Source organism: Vitiosangium sp. GDMCC 1.1324, assembly GCF_003044305.1.
GTDB lineage: Bacteria > Myxococcota > Myxococcia > Myxococcales > Myxococcaceae > Archangium.
Genome location: NZ_PZOX01000012.1, coordinates 356,451 through 381,425 on the forward strand (window position 1 = coordinate 356,451; position 24,975 = coordinate 381,425).

At 70.3% G+C, this 24,975-nt stretch carries 22 protein-coding genes; 8 read left to right on the top strand and 14 right to left on the bottom strand.

Features of this window, described 5'->3' with window-relative positions; translation table 11 throughout:
* Positions 1–717 carry a double-CXXCG motif protein gene (locus tag DAT35_RS32030; RefSeq protein WP_108072095.1) on the top strand — a complete coding sequence of 239 codons (717 nt, stop codon included), beginning with the start codon at positions 1–3 and terminating at the stop codon, positions 715–717.
* An 84-nt stretch (positions 718–801) separates the two neighbouring features.
* On the opposite strand, the gene DAT35_RS32035 is transcribed toward DAT35_RS32030, so the two are convergent.
* Genes DAT35_RS32035 through DAT35_RS32045 form a run of 3 tightly spaced genes read right to left on the bottom strand, consistent with a single transcriptional unit; the run spans position 802 to position 2,425 of the window.
* Positions 802–1,374: a hypothetical protein gene (locus tag DAT35_RS32035; RefSeq protein ID WP_108072097.1), complete on the bottom strand. Its 573-nt coding sequence runs from the start codon at positions 1,372–1,374 to the stop codon at positions 802–804.
* Between the two features lie 3 nt (positions 1,375–1,377).
* Positions 1,378–2,142 (bottom strand): hypothetical protein, encoded by a 765-nt coding sequence (locus DAT35_RS32040; protein ID WP_108072100.1) that lies wholly within the window; start codon positions 2,140–2,142, stop codon positions 1,378–1,380.
* A gap of 43 nt (positions 2,143–2,185) precedes the next feature.
* The gene (locus DAT35_RS32045) at positions 2,186–2,425 is read right to left on the bottom strand and encodes a hypothetical protein (protein WP_108072102.1); all 240 of its coding nucleotides are present in this window, start codon (positions 2,423–2,425) and stop codon (positions 2,186–2,188) included.
* Between the two features lie 182 nt (positions 2,426–2,607).
* On the opposite strand from DAT35_RS32045, the gene DAT35_RS32050 reads away from it, so the two are divergent.
* The gene (locus DAT35_RS32050; RefSeq protein WP_108072105.1) at positions 2,608–3,270 is read left to right on the top strand and encodes a hypothetical protein; all 663 of its coding nucleotides are present in this window, start codon (positions 2,608–2,610) and stop codon (positions 3,268–3,270) included.
* Positions 3,271–3,300: 30 nt separating this feature from the next.
* On the opposite strand, the gene DAT35_RS32055 is transcribed toward DAT35_RS32050, so the two are convergent.
* Together DAT35_RS32055 and DAT35_RS32060 are read right to left on the bottom strand one after the other, a co-directional pair.
* The gene (locus tag DAT35_RS32055; RefSeq protein ID WP_108072107.1) at positions 3,301–4,263 is read right to left on the bottom strand and encodes a hypothetical protein; all 963 of its coding nucleotides are present in this window, start codon (positions 4,261–4,263) and stop codon (positions 3,301–3,303) included.
* A gap of 141 nt (positions 4,264–4,404) precedes the next feature.
* A complete protein-coding gene (locus DAT35_RS32060; RefSeq protein WP_108072110.1) occupies positions 4,405–6,168 on the bottom strand; it encodes an ABC transporter ATP-binding protein in 1,764 nt (587 codons plus the stop codon).
* Positions 6,169–6,307: 139 nt separating this feature from the next.
* Between DAT35_RS32060 and DAT35_RS32065 the strand changes: the two genes are divergently transcribed.
* Positions 6,308–6,754: a hypothetical protein gene (locus tag DAT35_RS32065; protein ID WP_108072112.1), complete on the top strand. Its 447-nt coding sequence runs from the start codon at positions 6,308–6,310 to the stop codon at positions 6,752–6,754.
* A gap of 144 nt (positions 6,755–6,898) precedes the next feature.
* On the top strand, positions 6,899–8,026 hold the full coding sequence (gene dnaJ / locus DAT35_RS32070) for a molecular chaperone DnaJ (protein WP_108072114.1): 1,128 nt from the start codon (positions 6,899–6,901) through the stop codon (positions 8,024–8,026).
* A gap of 75 nt (positions 8,027–8,101) precedes the next feature.
* On the opposite strand, the gene DAT35_RS32075 is transcribed toward dnaJ, so the two are convergent.
* Positions 8,102–9,235 carry a lipase family protein gene (locus DAT35_RS32075; protein ID WP_108072116.1) on the bottom strand — a complete coding sequence of 378 codons (1,134 nt, stop codon included), beginning with the start codon at positions 9,233–9,235 and terminating at the stop codon, positions 8,102–8,104.
* Positions 9,236–9,549: 314 nt separating this feature from the next.
* Between DAT35_RS32075 and DAT35_RS32080 the strand changes: the two genes are divergently transcribed.
* Positions 9,550–12,705, top strand: a complete 3,156-nt coding sequence (locus tag DAT35_RS32080; RefSeq protein ID WP_108072118.1) for a protein kinase — start codon at positions 9,550–9,552, stop codon at positions 12,703–12,705.
* Between the two features lie 18 nt (positions 12,706–12,723).
* On the opposite strand, the gene DAT35_RS32085 is transcribed toward DAT35_RS32080, so the two are convergent.
* The 3 genes from DAT35_RS32085 to DAT35_RS32095 form a co-directional block, all read right to left on the bottom strand.
* Positions 12,724–15,252, bottom strand: coding sequence for an acylase (locus tag DAT35_RS32085; RefSeq protein ID WP_233261844.1), 2,529 nt, complete (start codon positions 15,250–15,252; stop codon positions 12,724–12,726).
* Positions 15,253–15,355: 103 nt separating this feature from the next.
* Complete coding sequence (locus tag DAT35_RS32090; RefSeq protein WP_108072122.1) at positions 15,356–15,988, bottom strand: hypothetical protein; 633 nt, start codon at positions 15,986–15,988, stop codon at positions 15,356–15,358.
* A gap of 21 nt (positions 15,989–16,009) precedes the next feature.
* A complete protein-coding gene (locus DAT35_RS32095) occupies positions 16,010–16,213 on the bottom strand; it encodes a hypothetical protein (protein ID WP_108072124.1) in 204 nt (67 codons plus the stop codon).
* A 266-nt stretch (positions 16,214–16,479) separates the two neighbouring features.
* Between DAT35_RS32095 and DAT35_RS32100 the strand changes: the two genes are divergently transcribed.
* Complete coding sequence (locus DAT35_RS32100) at positions 16,480–18,663, top strand: penicillin-binding protein activator (protein ID WP_108072126.1); 2,184 nt, start codon at positions 16,480–16,482, stop codon at positions 18,661–18,663.
* Positions 18,660–20,261, top strand: a complete 1,602-nt coding sequence (locus DAT35_RS32105) for a WD40 repeat domain-containing protein (RefSeq protein ID WP_108072128.1) — start codon at positions 18,660–18,662, stop codon at positions 20,259–20,261. Before DAT35_RS32100 ends, DAT35_RS32105 begins: the two co-directional genes overlap by 4 nt.
* A gap of 33 nt (positions 20,262–20,294) precedes the next feature.
* On the opposite strand, the gene DAT35_RS61125 is transcribed toward DAT35_RS32105, so the two are convergent.
* From DAT35_RS61125 to DAT35_RS32120, 4 genes are all read right to left on the bottom strand, one after another.
* Positions 20,295–20,981, bottom strand: coding sequence for a hypothetical protein (locus DAT35_RS61125; protein WP_233261845.1), 687 nt, complete (start codon positions 20,979–20,981; stop codon positions 20,295–20,297).
* On the bottom strand, positions 20,971–21,291 hold the full coding sequence (locus DAT35_RS61130; protein ID WP_233261846.1) for a hypothetical protein: 321 nt from the start codon (positions 21,289–21,291) through the stop codon (positions 20,971–20,973). The genes DAT35_RS61125 and DAT35_RS61130 overlap by 11 nt, the downstream gene beginning before the upstream one ends.
* Before the next feature lie 21 nt (positions 21,292–21,312).
* Positions 21,313–21,549, bottom strand: a complete 237-nt coding sequence (locus DAT35_RS61135; protein ID WP_233261847.1) for a hypothetical protein — start codon at positions 21,547–21,549, stop codon at positions 21,313–21,315.
* A 110-nt stretch (positions 21,550–21,659) separates the two neighbouring features.
* Positions 21,660–22,352, bottom strand: a complete 693-nt coding sequence (locus DAT35_RS32120; RefSeq protein ID WP_108072130.1) for an NAD-binding oxidoreductase — start codon at positions 22,350–22,352, stop codon at positions 21,660–21,662.
* Between the two features lie 58 nt (positions 22,353–22,410).
* Between DAT35_RS32120 and DAT35_RS32125 the strand changes: the two genes are divergently transcribed.
* A complete protein-coding gene (locus tag DAT35_RS32125; RefSeq protein WP_108072132.1) occupies positions 22,411–23,175 on the top strand; it encodes a transglycosylase domain-containing protein in 765 nt (254 codons plus the stop codon).
* A 39-nt stretch (positions 23,176–23,214) separates the two neighbouring features.
* On the opposite strand, the gene DAT35_RS32130 is transcribed toward DAT35_RS32125, so the two are convergent.
* Positions 23,215–24,975, bottom strand: a 1,761-nt coding sequence (locus tag DAT35_RS32130; protein WP_369946187.1) for a protein kinase, incomplete at its 5' end; no start/stop codon positions are given.

The window sequence follows — 24,975 nt, forward strand, 5'->3', positions numbered from 1 at the left end:
TTGAGGTTCTACCGGCTGAAGGACGTGAAGACGCCGCGCTACTCCGGCGAGTACAGCGCCGTACGCAAGTGGCGGCTGCCCGGTGTCACCTGTCCCATGTGTCACGCCACCTGGGGCGTGGATTCGGACTCATGGCCGTGTGTGGACCTGGCTGCTCTCCCAGAAGCCAAGGAGCTCGAGGAGGCGCGGCTGGAGCCGGATTACTCGAAGTTCGAGCGGTTGCGGGAACGGGTGCGGTTGTTCGCGCCCGAGGGCGCGTTGCTGCGCCCGGGGACACCTTTCGGTCCCCTGGTGGGTAAGGCCTGGGGGCAGTTCGGCGAACTGCTCATGCAGAATCCATGGACGCTGCTGATGCGCCGCGAAGCGTTGGAGCGGTTACGGGCGGAAGGGTTGCGAGGTCTCCAGGGCGGTCCAACGGAGCTGCGCTTCCGACAGAAGAACGCCCCAGAGTTGATGGAGCTGCAACTCGCGCTCCACGGGCGCTTGCACCCCGATTGCCTTCCTCCAGAGCGGCAGCCCCCCTGTGTTCGCTGTGGCCGGGACGCCGTCCGGCTTCCAGAGGTACCCATCCTGGATGCGGCCTCACTGCCCGCCGACACCGACGTGTTCCGCTTGTCCGACTTCACCAACGTCATCGTTGGCAGTGAGCGCTTCGTCGAGACGGTCCACCGGCTGGGGTATGGCGAGGCCGATTTCCTCGAGCTCCCCCTGCGTTGATGAGGCCCAGGGGCCGAGGGACGCGTGTTCCGTCCTGCCCTGGAGCTGGGCAGGACATGGCTCACGAGTGCTGAGCGGTGTTCCTCAGGCGCGCAGCTTCTCGCGCAGCACCTTCGCCCGGCTCTGCGTGTCCGGGTCCGAGCTGGTGAGCTCGATGCCCTTGAGCCGCTGATCCAGGCTCTTGGGCAGCTTCGCCTTCACCAGCTTGCCCCCGGCCTCCATCTCCTCCAGCTTGCCCAGCGCCTTGTCGGCGATGCGCTCGCGCGGATGGCCCAGCAGGCTGTCCAGGAAGTACGGGTCCTCGGGCAGCTCGGGGTACTTCTCCAGGTAGTCCACCACCCCCTGCGCCCACGCCCTCGGGTCCTCCGCGGACTCCATCAGCTTCTGCATCGCCTGCTTCTGCGCCTTGCGCTTGCCCTCGGGATCGAAGGTCTTCGCCAGGCCCTCGGGCAGCTCCCCGCCCGTGAAGAGCGCGTCCGCCGCCGCCTTGTACTTCTGGTAGGACGCGCTGCGCTCGATGCGCTGCTGTGCCGGGTCGTCCTGCCGGGAGGTGTGCCCGCGGCCCTTGCCGCGCGATGCGTCGATCTCCCGCCAGCTCTTCGTCCGCTTTCCGGAGAAGCCCCCGCCACCCCCACCGTCGTCCTTGTCACGTGCCATTCTTCACTTTCCCTTCCGAGCACTCCACAGCGCTTCCCCTCCGCGCTTCACCAGGGTGCGAACCTTCGCCAGCTCCTCGGGTGACAGGGGGTGCTCCTCGTCCTGCTCCGCCTCGAACAACGCCTCGTCCGCGTACGCGGTGAGGGCCGAGGGCACGGGCGAAGCCTCCGTGCCCGGCGCTTCCATCGCTTCTGGAGCCACGCTCGCCAGCCCCTGCGGCCAACCGAGCTCCAGCATGGCGTGCAGCTCGAAGAGCAGGTGGCGGGCGACTCCGTATCCTTCGTCTGTGAGCCCCGCGGCGTCAAGCACGCCCAGCAGTGCGTCCTGCTTGTTTTCGAACGCATCGTGCAGCCGGGTCCGCGCCTTTGCGTCGTCTTCCAGATAACGCCAGGCCGCTTCCACGAATGCCGTGTCCGGCTCTCCCGGCGCGAAGGGTCTCGGTGGCTCCGTCTTCTGCTTCTTCGGTTTCGGCGCCCGAGGGCCCTCCTCCAGCCGCACCGGTTTGCCCTCTTCCACCAGGTCCCACAGGCCCAACAGGTTCTGGAAGAGGCGGCGCGCCAGCTCGGGGGAGCCGAAGCGCGGCTCATGCTCGAAGAGGCCGGGAATCACCTCCTGCGAGGTGCGTCCCTCGGCGTGGGCCTGCCGCATGTGCGCCAGCACGGTGAGGCTGTCATGCGAGGTGCCCGCGAGCTCCAACAGCCCGTCGAGCACCTGCGCACCCTCGAATTGGTGGACGAAATCCATCTGCTTGGAGCGGGAGCGACTCATGGGGTGCGCACCGTAGCGCCCAGCGGGCGAGGAGGCACGTGACTCATGACGGGGGGATCCACTCTCCCATCAGATCGTCCTGGAACTGCTTGGGGTTGCTGGTCCACTCGTAGTCCTCGGGCACGTGGCCTCCGCCGTGCTGGGCCCAACCATCCCAGCTCACGTCGGGGAAGCGCGGATCGGACGTCGTGCCCCGAGGCTCCGGTTCTTCCGTCACCTCCGGGCGGTTCTCGGGCACCACGAAGGGCGCCTCGATGGGTGTATCGGGGATGATGATCGCCATGTGCGGGCACCTCCGTTCCAACCATAGGGACGCCCCCGCCCGTCTGCTCGGGCCGCCGTCGAGGAGACCGGCCAGGGAGCCAGCGGCATGCCCGACCCGTCCCACACGCTTCCAAGGGACTCGGGCCTGCCCACGAGCACCTTCCGTTTCCGCCCTGTCCGACCCTAGGCTCGCGCTCGCCCATGAGCGAACCGTCGTCGGAGAGATTGAAGGTCGCGGTGCTGGCGCTGTACGAGGCGCGCCCGGTGGAAGGGCCTCCCGGTGACGACGGCCAGCGCTCCGTCTGGCACCTGTCCCCCCAGGGCGCGGAGCTGCTCTCCTTCGTCGACCGCGAGGGGAAGGTGCAGCGGCAGGAGCTCACGCTGCTGGGCGAGCACTGCGTCTGGATGAGCGGCGTGGGCCTGCGCACCGGCCGCGTCGAGCAGGTCGGTGCCGTGCGCACCGAGGCCAGTGTCGTCCACCCGGATGACCAGCCCATCCCCGCTCGGATGTTGCGCGCCGCGCTCGCGCTTGAGGACTACCAGGGCGGCGACCGGTACATCCTCCACATCCAGCGTGTGCTCGCGCTCGCGCGTCAGGGCCTCATCCTCGCTGGAAACGCGAGCGCCGTACCCGTGCCCACCGCTCCCGCCGCGCCCGCGCCCGTGTCTCCTGCTTCCACTCCCGCCGCTGCGGCCCCGCAGCCCGCTGCGGCCCCGCAGCCCACTCAGGCCCCGCAGCCCGCTCCGGTCTCCGCCATCGACCCGGTCATGATCCGCAGGCAGAAGGTGGAAGGCCTGACCATGCTCATCGTCCTCGGGGTGGGCCTCGTGCTGGGCGTGGCGCTGCTGCTCTGGCTCATCTGACGGCGGCGGGCGCCCGCGCGGGTCCCATCCTCACCGCTCGGAGCGGATGCCCGGTGTCGGGACATCATAGGGCCCGGGCGGCACGTCTCCACGCGCGAGCTTCGGGCCGTTGGGCGCCAGCATCGGCAACAGGGTGTGCGAGACATCCGCCTCCCGGGCCCCCTCGGCGGCGAGCTGCATCGGGCGCGCATCCAGCACCAGCACCATCGCGGCGAGCGCTGTCAGCAGGAGGCTCCCCACCCACCGCGTCACGGCCTCCGGGCGCAGCAGGAGCTGCCAGCAGATGAGCGCCAGCGCCAGGACGACCAGGGCCCCCAGCATGGCCGAGCGCAGCTCCTGCAACCGCATGAGCTTCTCGGTGCCCGCGGCGACGTGCTCGGCGCGCGCCTCCGGGGCCTGTGTGGCGAGCGTGGTGAGCCGCTCGAAGAGGTGGTGTGCCTCGAGCGCCACCAGCAGCGCGGTGCCCCCCAGCGTCAGGCTCAGCCCGGCGCCCAGCAGCCTGCCGGTCCCCTCTCCCAGGAGCGTCGCCCGCTCGAGCCGCATCGCGAGCCCCACCGCCACGGCCACCAGCAGCGCCGCGCTCATCCAGGCGCCCACCAGGCGCGTCACCATCGCCTCGCCCGTGCCCGCCACCAGCACGGCGAGCGCGTCCCCGCTGCCCGCGTCCGGCAGTGCCGCCAGCACCTTTTCCATCGCCTCCTGGGTGCCCGCGATGCCCAGCAACCACGGCAGCGTCGCGAGCCCCACCAGCATCACCAGCGGCGAGTGCCATCGCGTGCCCATGCTCAGCAGTGCCGACAGTGCGAGCGTCACGCCCAGCACCGCCACCGCCATCAGCAGGCTGTAGGGCCCCGCGGCGTCCGCCAGCCGCCACGCCTCGGCGCGCCCTCCCACGAACGACAGGAAGGCGAGTCCGAAGCCCCCCACCACCACGGGAGGCAGCGTGGCGAGGATGAGTCCGGGGAGGACGTTCGGCCGGGTCGGGAACAGCATGATAGAAGGAATATACCGTCTCCGCACGGAATTCCAGGATTGGCAGACTGGTGTGGATTGCTTGACTGATGGCAAGGCCACCAGAGCAGCCTCGGGCTGGAGGCTGGGACGGGGGACAGGAGGGCGGCCGCGGGCCCGCGTTCAGCCGGTGACAGTGCCCTCGCCCAGGAGCTGGGCGTAACGGCCACCCCGGGCGGAGAGCTCCTCGTGCGTGCCCGCCTCCACCACCCGGCCGGCCTCCAGCACGACGATGAGGTCCGCGTCCCGCACCGTCGAGAGGCGGTGGGCGATGACGAGCACCGTGCGCCCCCGCATCAGCGCCGCCAGGCCCTCGCCCACCGCGGCCTCGCTCTGGGCGTCCAGGGCACTGGTGGGCTCGTCCAGCAACAGCACCGAGGGCCGGCGTAGGAAGGCCCTCGCCAAGGCCAGGCGTTGCTTCTGTCCGCCGGACAGGCGCGCACCACGTTCGCCCACCGGCTCGTCCAGGCCACCGGGCAGGGCGCGCACGAAGTCCTCCGCATGCGCCAGCCGCAGCGCCTCCCACAGCTCTTCGTCACGGGCCTCGGGCCGCCCCAGCAGCAGGTTGTGCCGCACGCTGCCCGAGAAGAGCACCGGCTCCTGCGGCACCCACGCCATCTGGGCTCGCACGCTGGAGGGCTTGAGCTCCGTCAGCGGCGTGCCGTCCCAGCGCACCGTGCCGCCGCTCGGGGGGACGAAGCCCAGCAGCACGGAGAAGAGCGTCGTCTTGCCCGCCCCCGAGGACCCCACCAGCGCCACCCGCGCGCCCGCCGGCACCGTGACGTCCACCCCGCGCAGCGCCTCCCGGCCGTCCGGGTACGTGGCACGCACGCCCTCGAGCGTCAGCGCCCGCGCGAGGGGCCCGGCCTCCCCGCCCTCGTCCGGCGGCACCGGCGCGTCCGCCAGCGCGAAGAGGCGCTCGGCGCTCACCAGTCCGGTGATCACCTGCGAGAGCGTGCCGCTGAGCGACTTCACCGGCTGGTAGAGCAGCAGCGTGGCGGCGATGAAGGACAGCAGCCGCCCCGACAGAGACGGGTCCACGGAGATGGCCCGCGCGCCCCAGGACACCGCCACCGCCACGCCCAGAATCCCCATCACCTCCACCGTGGGGCTGTACGCGCCGCGCAGGAAGAGCGAGCGGCGCATCTCCCCGAGGTAGCGCTCCGACTCGGCCTCGAAGGTCTTCAGGGCCCGGGGCGCGCCTCCATACGCCTGCACCACGGGGAGCGCCTGGAGCTGCTCCCCGGTGAGCGCGGTGAGGGCACCGAGGCTCGTCTGCGAGCGGTTGGCCACCTTCTTCAGCGAGCGCGCGAAGCTGCGCACCGGCAGCACCGTGAGCGGCATCACCACGAAGGTGAGCAGGAAGAGCTTCGCGTCGATGAGCAGGCACGTGGCGAGCAGCGCCAGAATCTGCAGCCCGTCCTTCACGTAGGAGGACAGGGCCTGCGTCACCGCGAACTCCACCAGCGGCACGTCCGCGGTGAAGCGCGTGAGCAGCTCGCCCGAGTGCTGCCGCTCGAAGAAGGCCGGAGGCTGGGACAGCAGCCGCGCGTAGAGGAAGGCCCTCAGGTCCGCCATCACCCGCTGCCCCAGCCGCTGCATCCACCCGCCCTGGAGGAAGCCCGCCGTCGCCTTCACCGCCGCCACCGCCACCACCAGCAGGGGCAGGACTCGGAGCATGTGCTCGCCCGGCAGCTTGAAGCCGGCGAGCTCCACGGGCGTTCCCGTCAGCACGGCGCGTAGCAGCGGGCCCACCAACCAGGCGTAGGCGGACGTGGCGCTCGCGGCCACGAGTGAGGCGGCCAGGCCGGCCAGCAGCAGGCGCCGGTACGGGAGCAGGTAGCCCAGCAGGCGGCGGTAGACGTTGGGTGAAGAACGGGGGGCCACGGCGGAGCGCGCACTCTCGCACTGGAAAGCCCCCCGGGCAAAGCCTTATGCCCGCCCGCCCGGCCTGCCGCCCGGCAGGTGTCCCGCCCTGGCCCTTTCATTGCTCCAGCGGGAAGCGGCGGACAGCTTTCCGCTAGCCATGGACACCAACAACACTGGGAAAGAGACGCTGTTCAGTCCGGGCTGTGAGCCGGTCGTCGAGGATGAAGAGCGCCGCCGGCTCCTGTGGCTGATGGCGGAGTACTTCCGAACCATCGGCTGCACGGACATCAAGGCCCGCCTGCCCGGCTTCATGCCACCACCCGTGCTCTCGGGCACCATCGAGGACCATCGGCCGGACTTCACCTGCCGCCAGTCCGACTCGGCCCGCACTCCCATCATCCTGGAGATCGTCACCCCCAGCATGGTGGAGGACCCCACTACGGAGAACCGCTGGAGCCTGCTGTCCAGCGCCGCCAAGCTCTACAACGCGGAGCTCCACTTCGTCGTGCCCAAATGGGCTCGCAGCCGGGGAGCGATCGATCCGGTGCTCAAGCGGCGGCTCGCCCGCATGGAGCTCACCGCCAACCGCGTCTGGACGGTCTGAGCCCTCCGGTTTCGAACGTTCGACCCGTGGGCCCGCCCCCTCCGCCGGGGCGGGTCCGGATTGCCGGGCCTTCCGCCTGCGTTATAGTGGTTTCGAAGACTATTCGGGCGTCGAAAGTCCAATAAATCCAGGGGTTTGAACGCAATGCCAGCGGCGGCGGGCCAGAAGCGCGACTACTACGAGGTACTCGGGGTCCAGAAGAATGTCTCGGGACAGGAGCTGAAGAGCGCGTTCCGGAAGGTCGCCCTGCAGTACCACCCGGACCGGAACCCCGGAAACAAGGAGGCCGAGGAGAAGTTCAAGGAAGCCTCCGAGGCCTATGAGGTGCTGAGCGACCCCGAGCGCCGGGCGCGCTACGACCGCTTCGGCCATGCGGGCGTGGGCGGGGCGGCGGGGGGAGACCCCTTCGGCGGGTTCCAGGGCGTCAACATCAACGACATCTTCGGAGAGATTTTCGGAGACATCTTCGGTGGGCGGGGGGGCCGCGGCCGGGTGAGCAACCGGGGCGCGGACCTGCGCTTCAACCTGGAGATTTCCTTCGAGGAGGCGGCGTTCGGCTGCCGGCCGAAGGTGCCGATTCCGCGCCCGAAGAAGTGCGACACGTGCAGTGGCACGGGCAGCAAGAGCGCCTCGGCGCCCAAGCCGTGCGGCACGTGCGGCGGCACGGGCGAGCTGCGCTTCACCCAGGGCTTCTTCGCGGTGTCCCGGCCGTGCTCGGACTGCGGTGGCACGGGCGCGGTGGTGCCGGACCCGTGCAGCAAGTGCCGGGGCTCGGGCAAGGTGCCCAGCGAGGACGTCATCGAGGTGAACATCCCCGCGGGCGTGGACAACGGGACGCGGGTGCGGCTGGGCGGCCTGGGCGAGCCGGGTGACCGGGGCGGGCCTCCGGGAGACCTGTACGTGACGGTCATCGTGCGCGAGCACCCGCTCTTCCAGCGCGAGGACTACGACGTCTTCTGCGAGGTGCCCATCTCCTTCACCCAGGCGGCGCTGGGCGCGAAGATTGACGTGCCCACGCTGGACGGGAAGGTGAAGATGACCGTCCCCGAGGGCACGCAGTCGGGCAAGGTGTTCCGGCTCAAGGGCAAGGGCGTTCCGCACCTGCACAGCGGGCAGCGCGGGGACCAGCACGTGCGCGTCATCGTGGAGACGCCGACGGGGCTGTCGTCCAAGCAGCGCGAGCTGCTCGAGAAGTTCTCCGAGCTGAGCGGCGAGGATGCGCACCCGCAGTCGAAGAACTTCTTCGACAAGGTGAAGGAGCTCTTCGGGTAGCAGCTCCCGCTGCCAGGTACCGTTCTCCGAAAGGGCTCCGCTTCACTCGAGGCGGGGCCCTTCGTGTTCGTGCGCTCAGCCGAACTCCGCGCGCTGCAGAGGCGTCTGCTGGATGGTGGTGCTCATGTAGTGGACCGGCGAGTGGGCCTCCCAGGAGTAGGGGAGCTTGAGCTTGAGCTTTCGCAGCAATTCGAATTGCTGCCCGAGCCAGCCGAACACACCGATGACCGAGCTCAGGACGACGGTCCTCGCCTGTGACACGTCCTCCTGGCTGTACTCCCACTGCTGTGTTTCATCCCGCCAGCGGTACTCCTGGCCGAAGTGTTTGAACTTGCCCGTGGCCCGTGGCGGCAGGCGAGGCACGATGTCGTTCTTGTAGACGTGCCGGAAGATTCGCGGAGCGACCTCCTCGCACTGTTCGGCGAACGCCTCGTCGCCGACCAGCGGCTGCCCGTAGGTGTAGATGCCTCGCAGCACTCGCCGGAGCTGGACATAGGACTCAGACTCCCGGTCGACGCCCTGGTAGAGCAGCGCCGCGGCCAGGGTGGCCATGGCCGCACCCAGGCTGTGCCCGGTGATGTAGAGCGCCTCCATCGGGTGGAGCATCGGCTCCCGGGACTGCGCCCGGCCCTTGTCCGGCAACGCGATGACGTCCGCCCCCTCTGGCGGCTGGGTGACGGCTTGACCCTGGAGCGCCTTCTCGAGGCTGCTCAGGATGGAGGGCCACACGGCCATCACGTTGCGATAGAAGCCGCCGTGGACCATCCCCTTTCCCTCCAGGTCCGTGAGGAACGTCTCCGGATTCACGCTCGCGTCCGTCATCCAGTTGAGGATGTTGGATGGCTCCGTGCCCCGGAAGCAGAGGATGCCCAGCCGCCCCCCCTCACTCTGGATGAAGTAGGCCTTGGCGAACACGAAGAGCGCGTCGTTGACGACGCCAATGTACTCGCAGCGGTTGTTCCGCAGGCCATTGCGGTGCAGGACGTTGGAGAGCATCTCCGCATCCGAATAGGCCCACCCCGAGGTGATGGCGAGCAGCCGGCTCATGCTGGCGCTGTATCGGGGGTTGCCCTGCGCGTCTCGTGTATCGCCGAGCAGCCTGTCGACGTATTTCTTCCCCGGCTCGAAGGGCTTTTCCGCCTCGAGCGTTGGTATTCCCGAGGGCTTCCGAGGGGACTCCTGGGTTGGATGGACTCGCGCATGTTGCATGGTCGCCTCCCGCTTGGAGGGTGGGCATCGCGCGGGTGGGCGTCACCCGCCCCTCGTCGAATTTTCCGGCCCGGCGGGACGCGGAGGACGGTGTGAAGGAGCATGTGCCGCCACCTGCCCCGGCGCCGCAGAGGGGCCCACCGTCCCCGGAGTCTGGGGGCGATGACCAACGCTGAACGCCCGCGGAGCGCGATGCGTCCTCCAAGTGGCGCCGGGTGGACGTTCGCGTCATCCTCGGGAGAAGAGCACTCACAAACGGCCCCCCCCGTGCGCATACCGAGCACGCAACCTAGGGAGACGGGGGAGGTGCCGGCATGGCCACATACCGACTCATCCGCAAGATCGCGGCAGGCGGCATGGCGGAGGTGTTCCTGGCCAAGGTGGTCGGAGCCGAGGGCTTCGAGAAGCCGGTGGCCGTCAAGCGCATCCTCCCGTCGCTGGCGCAGGACCGGGAGTTCGTGGAGCTGTTCCTGCGCGAGGCCAAGCTGACGGTCTGCCTCCAGCACGCCAACGTGGTGCAGGTGTTCGACCTGGGCTCCATCAACGGCCAGTACTACATGGTGATGGAGTTCGTGGACGGGGAGAACCTCCGGGGCGTGCAGCGGGGCGCCGCGAGCAACCAGGTGCCGCTGGGCCTGCGCGAGGTGTGCTTCATCGTCCAGCAGGTGACCGAGGGCCTGGCGTACGCGCACGGGCGCGCGGACGCCGCGGGCCGGCCGCTCAACATCATCCACCGCGACGTCAACCCGTCCAATGTGATGGTGGCCAGCAGCGGCGAGGTGAAGCTGGCGGACTTCGGCATCGCCAAGGCGGCCAACACGCAGAACGGCACCCAGGTGGGCGTGGTGAAGGGCAAGGCGGGCTACCTCGCTCCCGAGCAGGTGAAGGGCGCCGAGGTGGATCAACGCGCGGACCTCTTCCTCATCGGCCTGATGTTGTATGAGTTGCTCGCTGGCAAGCAGCTCTTCGGCGGCACGGACTACTTCCAGACGCTGCGCAACATCGCCCAGTTCGACGTGAAGGGCCTCGCGCCGGTGCCGGGCGTTCCCCCGGCGCTCTGGAGCATCGTCACCCGGGCGCTGGCGCCGGACCCGGCGGCCCGCTTCCACCGGGCCCGTGACATCTCGGACGCGCTGCAGAACTTCCTCTTCGACCACCGGCTGCGCGTGGGCCCTCAGGACGTCGCCGCGCTCTTCGCGCGCTGCTTCCCCGGACGCCACTCGCCACTGGAGGGCTCCGGCGAGGTGCGGGGCGAGGAGATTCGCCTCGACTCGGACGCGGGACAGCAGCGCCCGCCCATGCTCACCTCGGTACGCTCGCGCCCGCCGTTCCCGGGGGGACCTCGCCCCGGCACGCCCTCCTCGTCCTCCCTGCGGAGCGTGGCGGACTCGAACCGGATGCAGCCTCCTCCTCCGCCTCCCGAGGCGCGAGCGGGCACCTCCGTCACCATGCAGGTGCCTCCGCCACTGCCGGCCGGCGCACGCCCGGCGGCGGGCGGAGGAGCGTCCCCCGTCACCGCGGCGGTGCCTCCTCCCGTTGGCGGTCGCCCCGGGGCTGGCGGGGGCACTTCGCTCACCCTGTCGGTGCCCACGCGCGTGATGCGGTCGGTGCGCCGCAAGCTCGGGGAGATGTTGGTGGCCGCCGGCAAGCTGTCGGAGACACAGCTCAAGGGCGCGCTGGAGCGGCAGAAGCGCACCGGCGGGCGCATCGGCGAGCTGCTCGTCGCCGAGGGCTTCATCACCGAGGAGGACGTCGTCCGCGCCCTCAGCGAGCAGGGTGGCGTCGCGTTCGTCTCGGACAAGGTGCTGCGCACCATGCCGGTGCCCAAGGCGCTGCTGGCCCTGCTGCCGCTGGAGAAGGCCGAACGGCTCGAGGCCGTGCCGGTGGCCCAGCAGTCCAAGGAGCTGGTGTGCGCCATGCGCGAGCCGTGCGACCTGGCCCGGCTGGATGAGCTGAAGTTCATCACCGGCTGCTCCGTGCGCGGCGTCTACGCCACCGAGGGCGCCATCCGCCGCGCCATCGGCCGCTTCTACCGGGGCGATGACCCGGACCAGATGGACGACTGGTCCAACATGATGCCGCTGGCGGGCTCGGAGAATCAGGCGGGGGTCACCCCCTACGCCGACAAGCACACCCGCACGCGCGAGCGCATGTTGGATGAGTCCGCCTTCGAGGAGGTCGCGGCCGTCCCCGCTCCACCTCCCGCGCCGCCTCCCCCCGTGCCCGAGCCGGCGCCCGCGATGCCCGCCACACCCGCTCCAGCCTCGCTGGCGCGCACCATGCTGGTGGTGTCGGACGACCCGGAGCTGCGCGAAGCGGCGGTGCGGTTGCTGACTCGCCAGGGCGTGGCGGCCTCGGGCAGCGGCGCCGCGGATGTGGAGAAGGCGGTGGCGCTCGGGGGCACCGAGGTGGCGCTGGTGGCCGCGGACACCGTCCCGGACGCGCCCTCGGTGGTGTCTCGGCTCATGAATGTGGCGCCCTCGGTGGAGGTGCGCGTGCTGCCCTCGCTGGCCGAGGCACTCGGGGGCGAGGCCGGTCCGTTGAGCCGCGCGGCGCGGTTGCATGCGCGCGTGGTGGACGCGGCGCTCGCGGCGCTCGGGGGCGTGGGCGTGCAGGGGGCGGCGCTCGCCAAGCTGGCCCGGCGTGTGGCCCGGCGGCTCGGGGCGGGGCGCGCGGAAGCCGAGCGGGCCTCCGCGGTGGCCTATGCGCTGGCGCTCGCGGCCTTCCAGGAATCGAACGAGCGTTTTATTCGGCCCTCGTGCGAATCGGTGCGCGCCATCCTCGGCCGGGACGCGGGCGAGCTGGCCGGGCTCATCGGGGCCTGCACCCGGGACGCGCCGCCGCTGTCCGAGAGCGCGAACAAGGCCGCGCTGGCCCTGGCCGCGGCGGTGGCACTGCTCGAGGTGGCGGGGACGGCCACGCTGGTGGCCGCGGTGGCGGCGCAGGCGCTCGTCAAGCTGCGCGCCGAGAGCAAGCTGCCCGCGGCGGCCCTGGAGGCCCTCTCCGCCGAGGTGATGGAGCTGGTACTGGGCGACAGCGCCTCGCACACGGTGGTGCTCGCCGAGCCCAACGTGGCGCGGGCCTCGGCCCTCCAGGCGCGCTTCCTGGCGGACGGGGTCCGGGTGGTGCTCGCCGGCTCCGCGGCCCAGGCCCGAGCGCTGCTGTCCCAGGGCAGCCAGGCGCTCGTGGTGGCCTCTCGGCTCCCGGACGGGGATGGCGCCGCGCTCACGCGTGCGCTGCGCTCCACGGCGGAGACGGCCTCGCTGCCCATCTTCGTGCTGGCGCCTCCGGAGGACCCGGGGCTGGTGGAGGCCGGACTGGACGCGGGGGCGGACGACGTCCTCACGTACCCGGTCAATCCGGATGTGCTGGTGGCCAAGCTGCGGCGCGCCCTGCAACCTCGCAGGACGGCCGTGACTCCCGTGGTGACGGTGCCTCTGGCCACCGCCACCGTCTCCGCGAGCGCCTAGCGCAGTGGCTCGCGGAACTCAGTCGCCCGCGATCGTCGTCGTCCCGAGCGCAGGGTCCTTCGCGATGTCCTGCTCCGTGAAGGCGATGGGACGCCACTGCTTCTCGGAGAAGCGCTTGAGCTGATTGCGGAACAGGTTCGACGTCGGGTCTCCGCTCTGCCCGTAGGTGAGGAGGGCCTGGGCGCGGGGGCCGTTGTCCGTGTACTCCAGCGCCATCAGGAAGCTGGTGCCCGAGTTGACGATGTAGCCGTCGTCCTTGGTCAGTCCGGTCGAGCTATCGAGCACGGTGCCGCGCGGGGTGGACGCCTCCAGCGAGGTGTTGCTGGTGCCGTCGTAGCCGCAGATGTTCGTCACGCCATCCACGTCGACACCGCCGTGCATGGAGATGCGCTCGGTGCCACGCAGAGCGTGCTGCGCCTGGCCCAGCGGCGTGTTCACCTCGAACCCCGCGGCCCTCAGCTTCAGCACGGCGGCGGCCAGCTTGTCCGCCAGCGGATCCGCCCCCGTCTCCGGGCGGGGCTTCAGGGTGTTGGGCGTGGTCAGCGGCGCGCTCGGCGAGAAGGGCGTGGCGAGCAGGGGGCCGGCGTTGAGCAGGGCGCTGTAGGTGTACGCGCTCATGAGCTGACGCCACAGGATGGCGCCCACGCTGTCGACGTCATAGCGCCCGTTCCAGGCCGCCAGCACGTCGCAGGCCTGCGTCAGGTCCACCGTCTGCCCGTCCGCGGTGCCCGTGGGCGAGGCCTTGCAGCGCTGCACCACGTCCGCGCGCAGCAGCTCGGCGGAGGAGCTGCGGTTGGAGAGGATGGCGTCCTGCAGCTCCTCGAAGGAGAAGCGCCCGTCCGCGCCGGAGGCACCGCCCTCGCGCACCTCGGTGAGGAGCTGGGCGTTCATGCGCGTGCGCGGCGTGCGCGGCGTGCCCTCCTGGCCCTGGAGCGGCGAGAAGCCCGTCAGGGGCTTCGCCGGGTTGGCCAGCCAGTGGCTGTCATTGGAGTTGAAGACGAAGTCCCGGCGCTGGAGCTGGGGGGCTCGGGCGAAGGGAATCAGGCCCGGGCTGCGCGAGCCCCGCTCCACCACCCACTCGTCGCGCGAGGTGCTGCCGTCCAGCAGCACGACGCTCGACTTGAGCAGCCGCGCCTGGATGGAGTCGGGGTTGGCCACCGCCGTTCCCCAGGCTTGGAGCGTCGCCGGGCTCAGGTTGGGCGTGGCCGCTGTGTCCGCGTACCAGACATTGCCCTCCGGCGTCGTCGCCATCGTGTGCACCCAGGGGATGCCTCCCACGTTGGCGAACACCTGCTGGAACTCCTCCAGGTTCTTGGCCTGGCTCATCCCCAGGAACTGGGCAATGAGGAACTCGTTGTCCAGGTTGGCGTCGCGGTAGCTGAGGGCGAGCTGGTTGCTCCAGCCGATGCCCGCGAGCGAGATGATGGGGCCGTAGTGGCTGCTGTAGTAGGTGCGCGTCAGGTCGGCCAGCGAGCCGTCCGGCTGCTTCACCTGGATGGTGATGGGGCGCGCGGACATCACCCATGTCCCGCTGTCGTAGTTGTATTGGGTGGCGCTGGAGGACGTGAGCGGCAGCGCGTAGGCGGTGAAGCGCGCGCCGATCGACACGGTGTGCGTCCACGCCACGTGCTCGTTGAAGCCGATGAGCACGCCGGGCACGCCGAGGATGCTCACGCCGTAGACGTTGAGCTTGCCCGGCACGGTGAGGTGGCTCTCCCACAGCCGGAGCTCACCCTCCCAGGGGAAGTGCGGGTTGGCCACCAGCATGCCGTGCCCGCTCTCCGTGCGCTCCGCGCCCAGGGCCCAGCCGTTGCTCCCCACCTTCGTCGTGTCCACCTCGCGCAGCAGCGGGAGGCCCTCGGACTGGAGGGCCGGGCCCGCGCTGGGAGGCTGCGCGGCGGCGATGGCGCCCAGCAGCCGGTTGCCGCTGAGCAGCAGCCCGAGCGCGCGGTGGTAGGCATGCAGGTCTATCGCGGTGATGGGCTTCACCCACGGCTGGCCCGCGCAGGGCAGCCGCTGGGCGGCCGGCAGCGAGAGGAAGTGATTGAAGCCGGCCACGTACCCCATGACGAGGGCGTGCACGTCCTCGGGCTGGCGCCCCCAGGACTCCTCGACGCGCCGGTGCAGGTCCAACGCCCGGAAGGCGAAGTCCGTGGCCACGTTGATGTTGTTGGGGCCGGCGCCGAAGTAGAGGGCCCGCTCACCGCGCACCTTGAGAATCTGGTCGAGCAGGGTGCAGGCGTTGTCCTGGGCGAAGGCATAGCCCTGGCCGTAGCCCGCGGAGCCCAGGTCCTCGGCGAGGATGTGGGGCACGCCGAAGCTGGTGCGGCGGATGGTGGCATGGTAGCGGCCCGGCGTGGGCTCGGGCTCCGTCTCATTGCAACCAGTGGCGGTGGCGGCCAGTGCGAGCGCCAGCAGGGTGGGTCTCAAGAGGGGGCGGAAGGGAGGGGCGTCGAGTGGTGTCATGTCCGAGAGGTGTGTATAGGGCACGGCGACGGCGCTGATAGCGCATGGGCCTGACGCGGAGGGCGATGGGGCCACACGCATGCCGCCCTCCGGCCGAGCGGCACGCCCGGAGCATATGCGCACGGGATGTCCTCCCGCATGGGGACTTCCTCGAATGAGGGTTTCCCCGCCTGGGGACTACATGTCAGTGGCGCGTGTCGGGTCTCTCTCCGCGCAGCATGTCGAGGAGCGAGCTCGCTGCCTGGAGCGGGTGGGTGGCGTAGTGCGTCACGAGCTTCGCGCGAGACAGTCCCATCCTTCGAATCCAGGGCACGCGCGTGCGGCGCTCCGGTGGGTCCTCGGGTGAGGCGCTCTGGCTCGGGGCCGTGGGGGACTCCTCTCCGGCGAGGCTGGCCTGGCGCGAGGGCTCCTCGGACATCGGCACGTAACGCGGTGAGCGCACCGTGCCTCGCTCCACCTGGATGGAATGGGCCTCGGCGTGCTCCGTGGTGGCCACCCGCCAGGAAGAGGCGGAGGTCTCCACGGCCTCTCGCGCATCGAGGGGCTCGTGCGCATCGCGTGCGCGTCTGGCGGACCAGAAGACCTCCACGCGGTCCATGGCCTCCAGGTGGTGCCGTGGCCAGACGTGCTCCGGGTCGAGCACGACGCCGTGCTCATCCAGCGAGTGGATTTCCTCGAAGCGCATCCGGTGCTCGCGCGTGATGACCACCCTGTGCTCGAGGACGAACCCGCTGTCGTCCACGGAGATGACGCGTCCGAGCGGCTCGCCATCGCGGCCGCGCACGACCATTCCTGTCTGAATCTTCGGCTTGGACATGGCTGGCTCCGGGCGCGTGCTTCAGTCCTCATCGCTCTCGTCGAACGGCTCCGGCAGGGCATTCACATGCACCACGCTCCCTCCCTTGTCCGGCGAGCCGCGTACCGCCTCACTCTCCTCGGGGGTATGGGGTGCCCGCTCCTCGAAGTTGTCGCCCTCCAGGTTGCGCTGCCGCTGTTCGCTCGTGCTTCCGTAGCCCTCCCGCAGCTTCTCCTTGCGTGCCATCGCCAGCTCCTGGGTGAGAACGTCCAAGCCCTGACGTTTGGGATGGGGAGCAGCGGTCGCAATCAGTCCTGGGAGGCGCCTTCTCCATCGCCCCCCGGGCGGGCGAGTACCCGGGTCCGCACCCCTGTGGCCCGAGGCCCACGCCGGCGGGCACCTGTCATGGATTTTTTCCGGGCTCCAGGGCGGCACGTCTGCTGCAGGACCCATCGGGCGGCGGGGGGAATCCTACCCCCGCTCGACTGTCGACGGAGGCGCGCCCCACTGCTATGCACACCCACACCATGGATGTCCGCCCCTCTCCGCGCCGCGCGCTGCTGGTCGCGCTGACGCTGCTGATGACCGCCTGCAAGACGCCCTCCGCCGTGGGCGGTGGCTCTTCCCCGAATCATTCGTCCGGCTCCTCTCAGCAGGGCCGCAACGGCGAGGTCCCCCAGGGAGACCCGTTCCCGAAGAAGCCCTCGGTGGAGGCGCGCCAGGACGAGCAGGCCGACAAGGCGCTGTCCCAGGCCATCCAGCAGGCGGAGACGGCGCCGCGCAAGCAGGCCGCCGAGTCCTTCCTCGCCGTGCGCAAGGCGTACCCGGAGACGACCGCCGGCCAGGAGGCCCTCTACCGGGCGGGCGTGCTCTTCTACGACTCGCAGGACTACGTCAACGCGCGCAAGACCTTCAACGAGCTGCTCTTCGAGAATCCGCTCCACCCTCAGGCCCAGGACGCCAAGCGCCGGCTGGGCCGGGCCGCGCTGGAGGTGGGGGCCTACCGCGACGCGTACCAGATGCTCTCCAGCCTCGCGGAGAACGCGGAGGGCGCCGAGCGCACGCAGCTGCTCGAGCAGGCCGCCCAGGCGGGTGAGAAGGCGGGCCTCTTCGGTCCGTCGCTGCAGATCGCCGTGGACCTGGCGGGCAACGCGCAGACGCCCGAGGCGCAGCAGGCCGCGGTGGCCCGGGTGCAGCAACTGGTGGAAGGCCGCGTGGGCTTCGTGGACGTGGCCCGGGTGGCGGATGGGCTCTCTCCGTCCAACCCCGCCTGGCCGGTGCTGACCTTCAAGCTGGCGCGCATCTACTACCACCTGCGGGACTGGACGCGGCTGGAGGAGACGCTCAACCGCTTCCTGGCGGAGGCGCCCAACCATCCCTTCGCCGGCCAGGCGCGCGAGTTGCTCGCGCGTGCCACCCGGCGCGTGGAGGTGCGTCCCAAGACGGTGGGCGTGCTGCTGCCCATGACGGGCAAGTACAAGGCCGTGGGCGAGGCGGTGCTGCGCGGCGTGAAGCTGGCCCTGGCCGGCAGCGACGTGGAGCTCGTCGTCAAGGACACGCAGGGCGACGTGAACGTCACCAGCCAGGCCATGGAGCAGCTCGCCTTCGAGGAGGGCGCCATCGCCGTGCTGGGCCCCATCACCTCGGATGAGTCCCGCCGGGCCGCGCTGGTGGCAGAGGAGCTCCAGATGCCGCTGCTCACGCTCACGCGCCAGGAGGACATCACCACCATCGGCTCCTACGTCTTCCGCAACATGCTGACGAACTCGGCGCAGGCGCGGGCCATCGCCGACTTCGCGATGAAGCAGAAGGGCTTCAAGAGCTTCGCCATGCTCTACCCCAACCTCCCGTACGGGGTGGAGCTGGCCAACGACTTCTGGGACCACGTGGTGCAGAACGGCGGCCAGGTGCGCGGCGCCGAGACGTACGCCCACGACCAGACGACCTTCACCTCCGAGGCCAAGAAGCTGGTGGGCCGCTACTACCTGGAGGACCGGGGCGACTACCTCGAGGGCGTGCGCGAGGTGCAGCAGCAGACCAACGGCCAGGACGCGTTCCGCAAGCGCAAGGCCTTCGAGAAGATGAAGGGCAACGTGGAGCCCATCATCGACTTCGAGGCCATCTTCATCCCCGACGAGTGGAAGCGGGTGAGCCTGGTGGCTCCGGCGCTGGCGGTGGAGGACATCGTCACCAACGCGTGCGATGCGCGCGATGTGGAGCGCATCCGCAAGACGACGGGCAAGAAGGATCTCAAGACGGTGATGCTGCTGGGCACCAACGCGTGGAGCAGCGCCAAGGGCGCCAGCGGTCTGCCCGAGCTCGTCGAGCGCGGTGGCAAGTTCGTCACCTGCTCGGTGTACGTGGACGGTTTCTTCGTGGACTCGCAGCGGCCGGCCACGCGCCGCTTCGTGCAGGCCTACCGCAAGGAGTACAGCTCGGACCCGAGCCTGCTGGAGGCCTACGGCTATGACTCGGCGCGCATGGTGCGCCAGTTGATGGACTCGAAGCAGGCGGCCCCGACGAGCCGCAGTGCGTTCCGCGAGGCCCTCTCCACCCTGAAGGACTTCGACGGCGCCACCGGCAAGACGTCCTTCGACGACAAGCGCGAGGCGCAGAAGCCCCTGTTCCTGCTGTCCGTGGACAACAAGGGCATCACCGAGGTCCAGGACAAGACGGCGGCGCTGGGGGGCTCGTGAGCATTGCCGCGCCCCGCGCGCTGTTGGTGGTGGGGGTGCTGGCGCTGGCGGGTTGTCAGCACACCGCACCGGTGCTCGCTCCAGATGTCTCCGCCCGGTTGGAGTCCACGCCGGGCGGGTTTCTCGCGGGCGAGGTGTCGGGCCTCGAGGACTCGGCCGTCCTGAACCGCAAGGACTTCGTCTGGACGCTGGCCTTCTCTCCGGATGCCTCGCGCGTCGCCTATTCGCACCTGGGCGCCCGCGAGTACCTGTTCGCCCTGTGGACGCTGCGGCCCACGCCGGCGCTCGTGGTGGACAAGGCCCTCAACCCCTCCGAGTTCGACGTGGAGGCGCTGGCCTTCTCCCCGGACGGCAAGCTGCTGGCGAGCGCGGGCTGGGACGGCGTGGTGCGCCTGTTCGACGCGGCCACCGGTGCGCCGAAGGTCAGCGTGCGCACGGATGAGCCCCTCACCGCGGTGGCCTTCCACCCCACCGGGGGCTACCTCGTGGTGGGCAGCTCCCAGGGCCTCGTCACCGCGCTGCGCGTGGCGGACCTGGGTTTCTCCTCCGAGGTGCGGCCTCACGCGGGCCAGGTGAGCGCGCTCGCCTTCGCGGCGGACGGGACGCTGTACTCGGGGAGCTGGGACAAGCACATCCGCGTCTTCGACACGCGCGAGGAGGTGCTGCGGCGCGAGCAGACGCGGCTGCGCTTCGAGCGGCGCGGGGGCCATGCCGTGGTGGCGGGAGTCGTCAACGGCAAGTCCCCGGTGGCCTTCGCGCTGGATGCACGCACCCCGGCCATCGTGCTCGGGACGCAGGCGGCGGCGGCGGCCGGCATCGACACGGCTTTCCTGCAGGAGACGGTGTCGATGCCCACGGCGCTCGGCACCATTGTGGCGCGAGTGGCCCGTGGTCAGCACCTGCGCCTCAAGGGGCTGGATCTCGATGGCGTGGACGTGGCGGTGTGTGACGCGTGTCTGCCCCCGAATGTGGCCGGCGTGCTGGGCGCTCCCTTCTCCGAGCGCGTGGACGTGGCCTTCGACGACGCCACGAGTGAGGCCGTGCTCACCCTGAAGTCGCCCGCACCGGCGAAGCAGGAGGAGCAGCGGGGGCTGGTGCTGGCCCCGCGTGCCAACTTCGCCTTCGAGGCGCACGTCAACGACGTCACCCTGGACGCGGCCGGGCGGCGCCTGGGCGTGGCCTTCTCCGAGTCCAAGGCCGAGCGCAACCGCACCGTCTACGAGCGCGAGAAGAAGGGCCTCGTCGAGCCGCCCGCGGAGTGGAACGCCGCGGCGTTGGTGGACGCCACCTCGGGCCAGGTGCTTCGCAAGTGGACGCGGCACCGGGGGGTGGTTGCGTCCGCTGGCATTTCGCCGGACGGTCGTTCGATTTCGAGCGGAGGCTGGGACAAGCAGCTCTACCTGTGGCGCGAGGGCCAGGAGGCCCCGGTGGCGGAGCGTCGATTCGGCTGGTCCGTGCGCCGGGTGCGCTTCAGTCCGGATGGGCAACAGGTAGGCGTGGCCGCGTGGACGCCGCAGAAGGCCACCGGCAACCAGGAGAGCGAGCCCGCCGCGGCCCTCTTCTCCGTGCGCTACGCCGCTCCCACCGTGGAGCGGTGAGCCCGCGCCCCATCGGGTCGCCGAGACCCTGGCTCATGCTACCGGCAGCGGGGCCGGCCCCAGATTGGAAGGGTCCCACACATACTGCTCGGTGGGGGTGAGCACCACGTTGGTGAACCCGTGCTTCTCGACGAAATCCTTGAAGCGCTCGGAGACGACGATAGTGCCCGGCATGCCACGGGGGCGGAAGATGTCCTCTCCTCCCCAAGTACCCGGCTCCAGGACGAAGCCATTGATGGCGTTGATGCCCGCCACGCGGCACTCCAGGCAGGTCAGGGGCTCGACGGTTCGCACGCGGTTGAGCACCAGATCCACCGCCGCCCGGCTGAAGCAGGGCCAGACGACATGGTAGCGGGGCACGGTGAGAGGCTTGCGAGGTCGCTTCCTCATGCATTTCACCCGGAGGACCTCCACGGGGTGGAAGCCCTCCAGCCCGGTGAGCCCCTCCGCACGGAAGGCCTCCGCGACTCGCTCGGAAATGAGCCACTCGTACCCTGGGGCGCTGATGAAATCCCCGAGTTCCTCCCCGTGCAGCTCCAACTCGACCCGGTAGGGCGGAAGCCACGGCAACATCCCGACGAAGCCGCCGCACTGCGGGCAGCAAGGCGCATCCCCGAGGCTGACGGGCTCGACTGGGTCGACATCGACATCGTAATGGGACCTGGTGGCGCCCTCTGTCAGGACGAAGAAGCGGGGGGAAGTAGAGGCTTCAAAATCCATCGGGGAATCTCGCTCTCATTTCGGGGCGGCCGTAGATCCCGCGCAATTTGTCCATGAACTGCTGGGGTGTTGCCCTGGGGGTCTCTTTGAGCCAGTCGATGACCTCCTTGTCCACATCGCGGTGCCACTGCTGGTAACCGCAGTGCGACTGCTCGTCCTTGGCCCGAGTCACGAAGCGCGGGTCCCGAGGCTTGTAGAGGCCCTTGAGTGTGGGGTGCCTCGCCAACTCCTTGGCAATGGGCCGGGAGATGGGGTGGTGCTCCTGGCCCTTGCAGTGGGGTGGCTCGGAGGACCCTAGCGACTGGGACAAGGCCTCCGCCGTCGCCTGGAGTTACTTCTTCTTGTCCTTGTCTCCCTCCCGCGCCATCTGCGAGGCCTGCTCCAGCGCCTCAAGAGCCTCGAGCGCCCCCACCACCTCGTCCAACACCTCCGCCGCCTTGCGTGCATCATCCCCCGCGAGTGCCACGCAGGCATTCACCATGCCTTGCTTGCAGTTGCACACCACCGACATCTCGCCGGGTGTACACGGCACCTGCGTCAGCAGTACCACCAGCAACGTCGAGAGCATGGGTCTTCTCCTCTCGGGGCTGTTCCGGGGCGAGGGTGGACCTGTTCCCCTGGGGCAGCAACGTCAACGAGGAGCCTCTCTACGAGGAGCCTCTCAACGAGGAGTGGGTTTTAGTAGTTGAGGTGGATGGCCTCGCGGGGCAGCCCGCGGTTCCTCAGTGCGTCCATCACGCCCTGCACCATGCCCGACTGGCCGCAGACGAAGGCCAGGGCCTCGCCCACCGACGCCTCGCCCAGGTGCGCCTGCACGTAGCCGGTGAGGCCCTGCCACCCGCTCACGCCCGGCTGGCTCACCGTGCGCACCACGTGGATGTCCGCCGCCGCCCAGTGGTGCAACTCGTCCTCGTAGGCGAAGGACTGCGGCGTGCGTGCCCCGAAGTAGAGCGTCACCCGTCCGTAGGCGCTCCGCTCCTGGCGGATGCTCTCGATGACGGAGCGGATGGAGGAGATGCCCGAGCCCGTGGCGAACAGCAGCAGATCCCTCCCGCGCGCATGGGGGAGGGGAAAGCCACGGCCCTCGGGGCGCGTGGCGAGCACCTTCGCCCCCGGCTGGAGCCGCACCAGCGCGTCCGCCAGCGCGCTTCCCCCCTTGAGGAGGAACTCCCAGCGGGGGGTGAAGGGCTCCGGCGCCGAGGCGATGGCGAATATCCCCTCCCCCTGCTCGGGCAGTGCCAGGCGCACGTACTGCCCGGGGGTGCGGTGGGTTCCCACCAGCGGGGTGCCGCCAATGTCCAGGACGAGCTCGGTGAGGCCCTCCGCGGCGGGAAGGACGTCCGCCACGGTGGTGGGGTGCCAGTCGTTCATGTCGGACCTTGTTTAACCTGGACCCGAGTTGCCGTCGCCCTTTGATAACCTGGGGGGCGTGAAGACCCTGCTCTGGTTGGTGCTGTTCCTCATCGGGCTGGCGGGCGTGGTGCTGCCGGCCTTGTACATCCATACGGCCAGCAAGCTGCCCCAGCTGGAGACGGAGTTCGACCTGGAGACCCAGTTGCGCCACTCCATCGAGGGCGAGCGGGTGAGCATCCAGGCGGGCACCACCGAGCACAAGCGGCCCATCGCCTTCAAGCGGCCGGACTTCTCGCGCCTGCCCAAGGACCTGGTGGCGCTCTACATCGCGCAGCTCGGCTGCCCCACCTACTTCCAGACGCCGCGCGAGGACGGTCCCAAGTGGGCCTGGCGCCTCTTCTCCGTGGTGGCCTTCGGCTCCGAGCCCCGGGGGGACGGGGTGTGCGAGCGGTTGATCGCCGTGCGGCTCGCCAAGGCGCTGGGCATCGAGGGCACGCTGGAGCAGGCGGTGGCCGCCAACCGGCTGCACTCCTTCCTCCAGAAGGACCAGCTCCTGGCCTATGACATGGCCACCCTCTACTTCGACCGGGGCATCGTGGGAGTGGAGGACGCGGCGTACAAGCTCTTCGGCAGCGAGTTGGACACGCTCCAGCTCCCGCAGCTGGCCGAGATGGCGCTCACCCTGCCGCCGCACTACCTGTACGGGGATGCCGTCGTGTGCCGCAACGCGAGCCTCATCCGGCAGAACCGGGACGTGCTGCTGTCGGACCTGGCCGGCTTCAAGCTGGTGACCGAGGAGCGGGCGCGTACCGCCATGGCCCAGCCGGTCATCTGCCGCTGAGGAGGGTGGGGCGGGGGCCTGGCGCGGGCCAGGCCCTCGTCACTTGCGGCGCAGGAAGAACTTCTCCCAGTCGTCCAGCTCCTTGGCCACCGCGCGGCGCTCCTCCGAGGACGCGGCCGTCTCGGCCTTCTCGCGGATGCGATCCAGGGTGGGGCGCGTGGCGGGGCTGAGCTTCTTGCCCGCGGAGAGGCTCGCGTCGATGTCGCGCTCCAGCTTGCGGATGCGGGTGAAGAGCGCGCTCTGGGTGGGCGCGGCGGGACGGCCCTTCTGCGCCGCGGGCAGCGCTTCCGGGGTCTCGGAGTGGGCCACCGCCGGCACCGTGGTGGGGTTCTCCTGCTGCGCCGTTGTGTTGGCTGGGGTCGTGGTGCCCGCGTCGGGAGCCGTGGCTGGGGACGGCGTCTGCTGCGCCTGGGCCGTTTCCGGGGGCGGCTGGACCACCGGCTTCGGCTTGGGCTGCTCGGGCGGCGGAGGCGTGACGGTCACCTGCGGCTGGGTGGGCGCCGGGGGAGCTCTCAGGGCGAACACGATGCCACCCCCGAGCCCCACCAGCGCGAGCGCTCCCAGGCCCATGGGCAACCACCGCCGCAGGGGCGAGCCCGGAGTGACGGGGGAGCGCGGCTCCTCGGCCTTGGGCGCGGTCTTCACCGGCTCGGGCTTCGTGGGCTCCGGGGCCGGCGGGGCCTCCGGGGGTGCCTTGGCGGAAGGCCCGGGGGCCGGGGGCTTCGCCGGAGTGGCCGGGGCCTGTGGGGCGGCGAGGGTGTCGCGCAGCCGCTGGAGCTGGCGGCGCAGCTGCTCGGCGGAGCCGGGGCGTGCCTCCGGATCCTTGGTGAGCATCTGCAGGATGAATGCGTCGAGCGCGGCGGGCAGGCTGGGCACGAACTCCGAGGGCCGCGGAGGCCGCGCGTCCACGTGCTTCATCAGCAGGTCCACCGGCGATGTCCCGGTGAAGGGCAGCCGGCCGGTGACCATCTCGAAGGCCACCACGCCCAGGGCGTAGAGGTCCGTCATCGGCCCCACCGGCTGACCCCGGGCCTGCTCGGGCGCCATGTACTCGGGGGTGCCCACCACCATGTCGGTGCGCGTCTGCGCGGTGCGCCCGGTGGGCAGGCCCATCTTCGCCAAGCCGAAGTCCAGCAGCTTCACGTAGCGCGAGCCGTCCGGCTGCTTCACCAGGAAGATGTTGCTCGGCTTGAGGTCGCGGTGGACGACGCCCGCCCCGTGCGCGGCACCCAGCGCGCTGAGCACCTCGTCGAGGATGTCCAGCACCTCGGGCACCGGCATCTTGCCCTTCTCCGCCAGGTACGCGTCGAGGGCCACGCCCTCGAGGTACTCCATGATGATGTACTGGCGGCCATCGGGGACCTGGCCGAAGCCGAAGATGTCCACGATGCCGCGGTGGCGGATGGCGTTGACGGCGCGGGCCTCGGCGAGCAGGCGCGCCACCTGCTCCTCGGCGGCGGCCAGCTCCGGGCGCAGCACCTTCACCGCCACGCGCTTGCCGATCAGCGGCTGGATGCCGTCGTACACCAAGCCCATGCCACCCACGCCGATGCGCTGGCGCAGCTCGTACTCGCCAATCTTCAGGCCGGTGAGGGGATCCTGCGCCGAGGAATCATCCATCACGTGCACGGTCCTCCCGGGCGAGGTCTGCCGCGCACCTCCCTGAGCGCCGGCAATGTGCGGGGACAACGCGTCGAGCAGCACGGTCCCATCGCGCGGGCAGACGTCGGTGTCCGCTGGCACGGTGAGGCCGCAGGTTTCGCAGGTACGGGAGTCAGCCATCGGGGAAGTGCTCCCAGG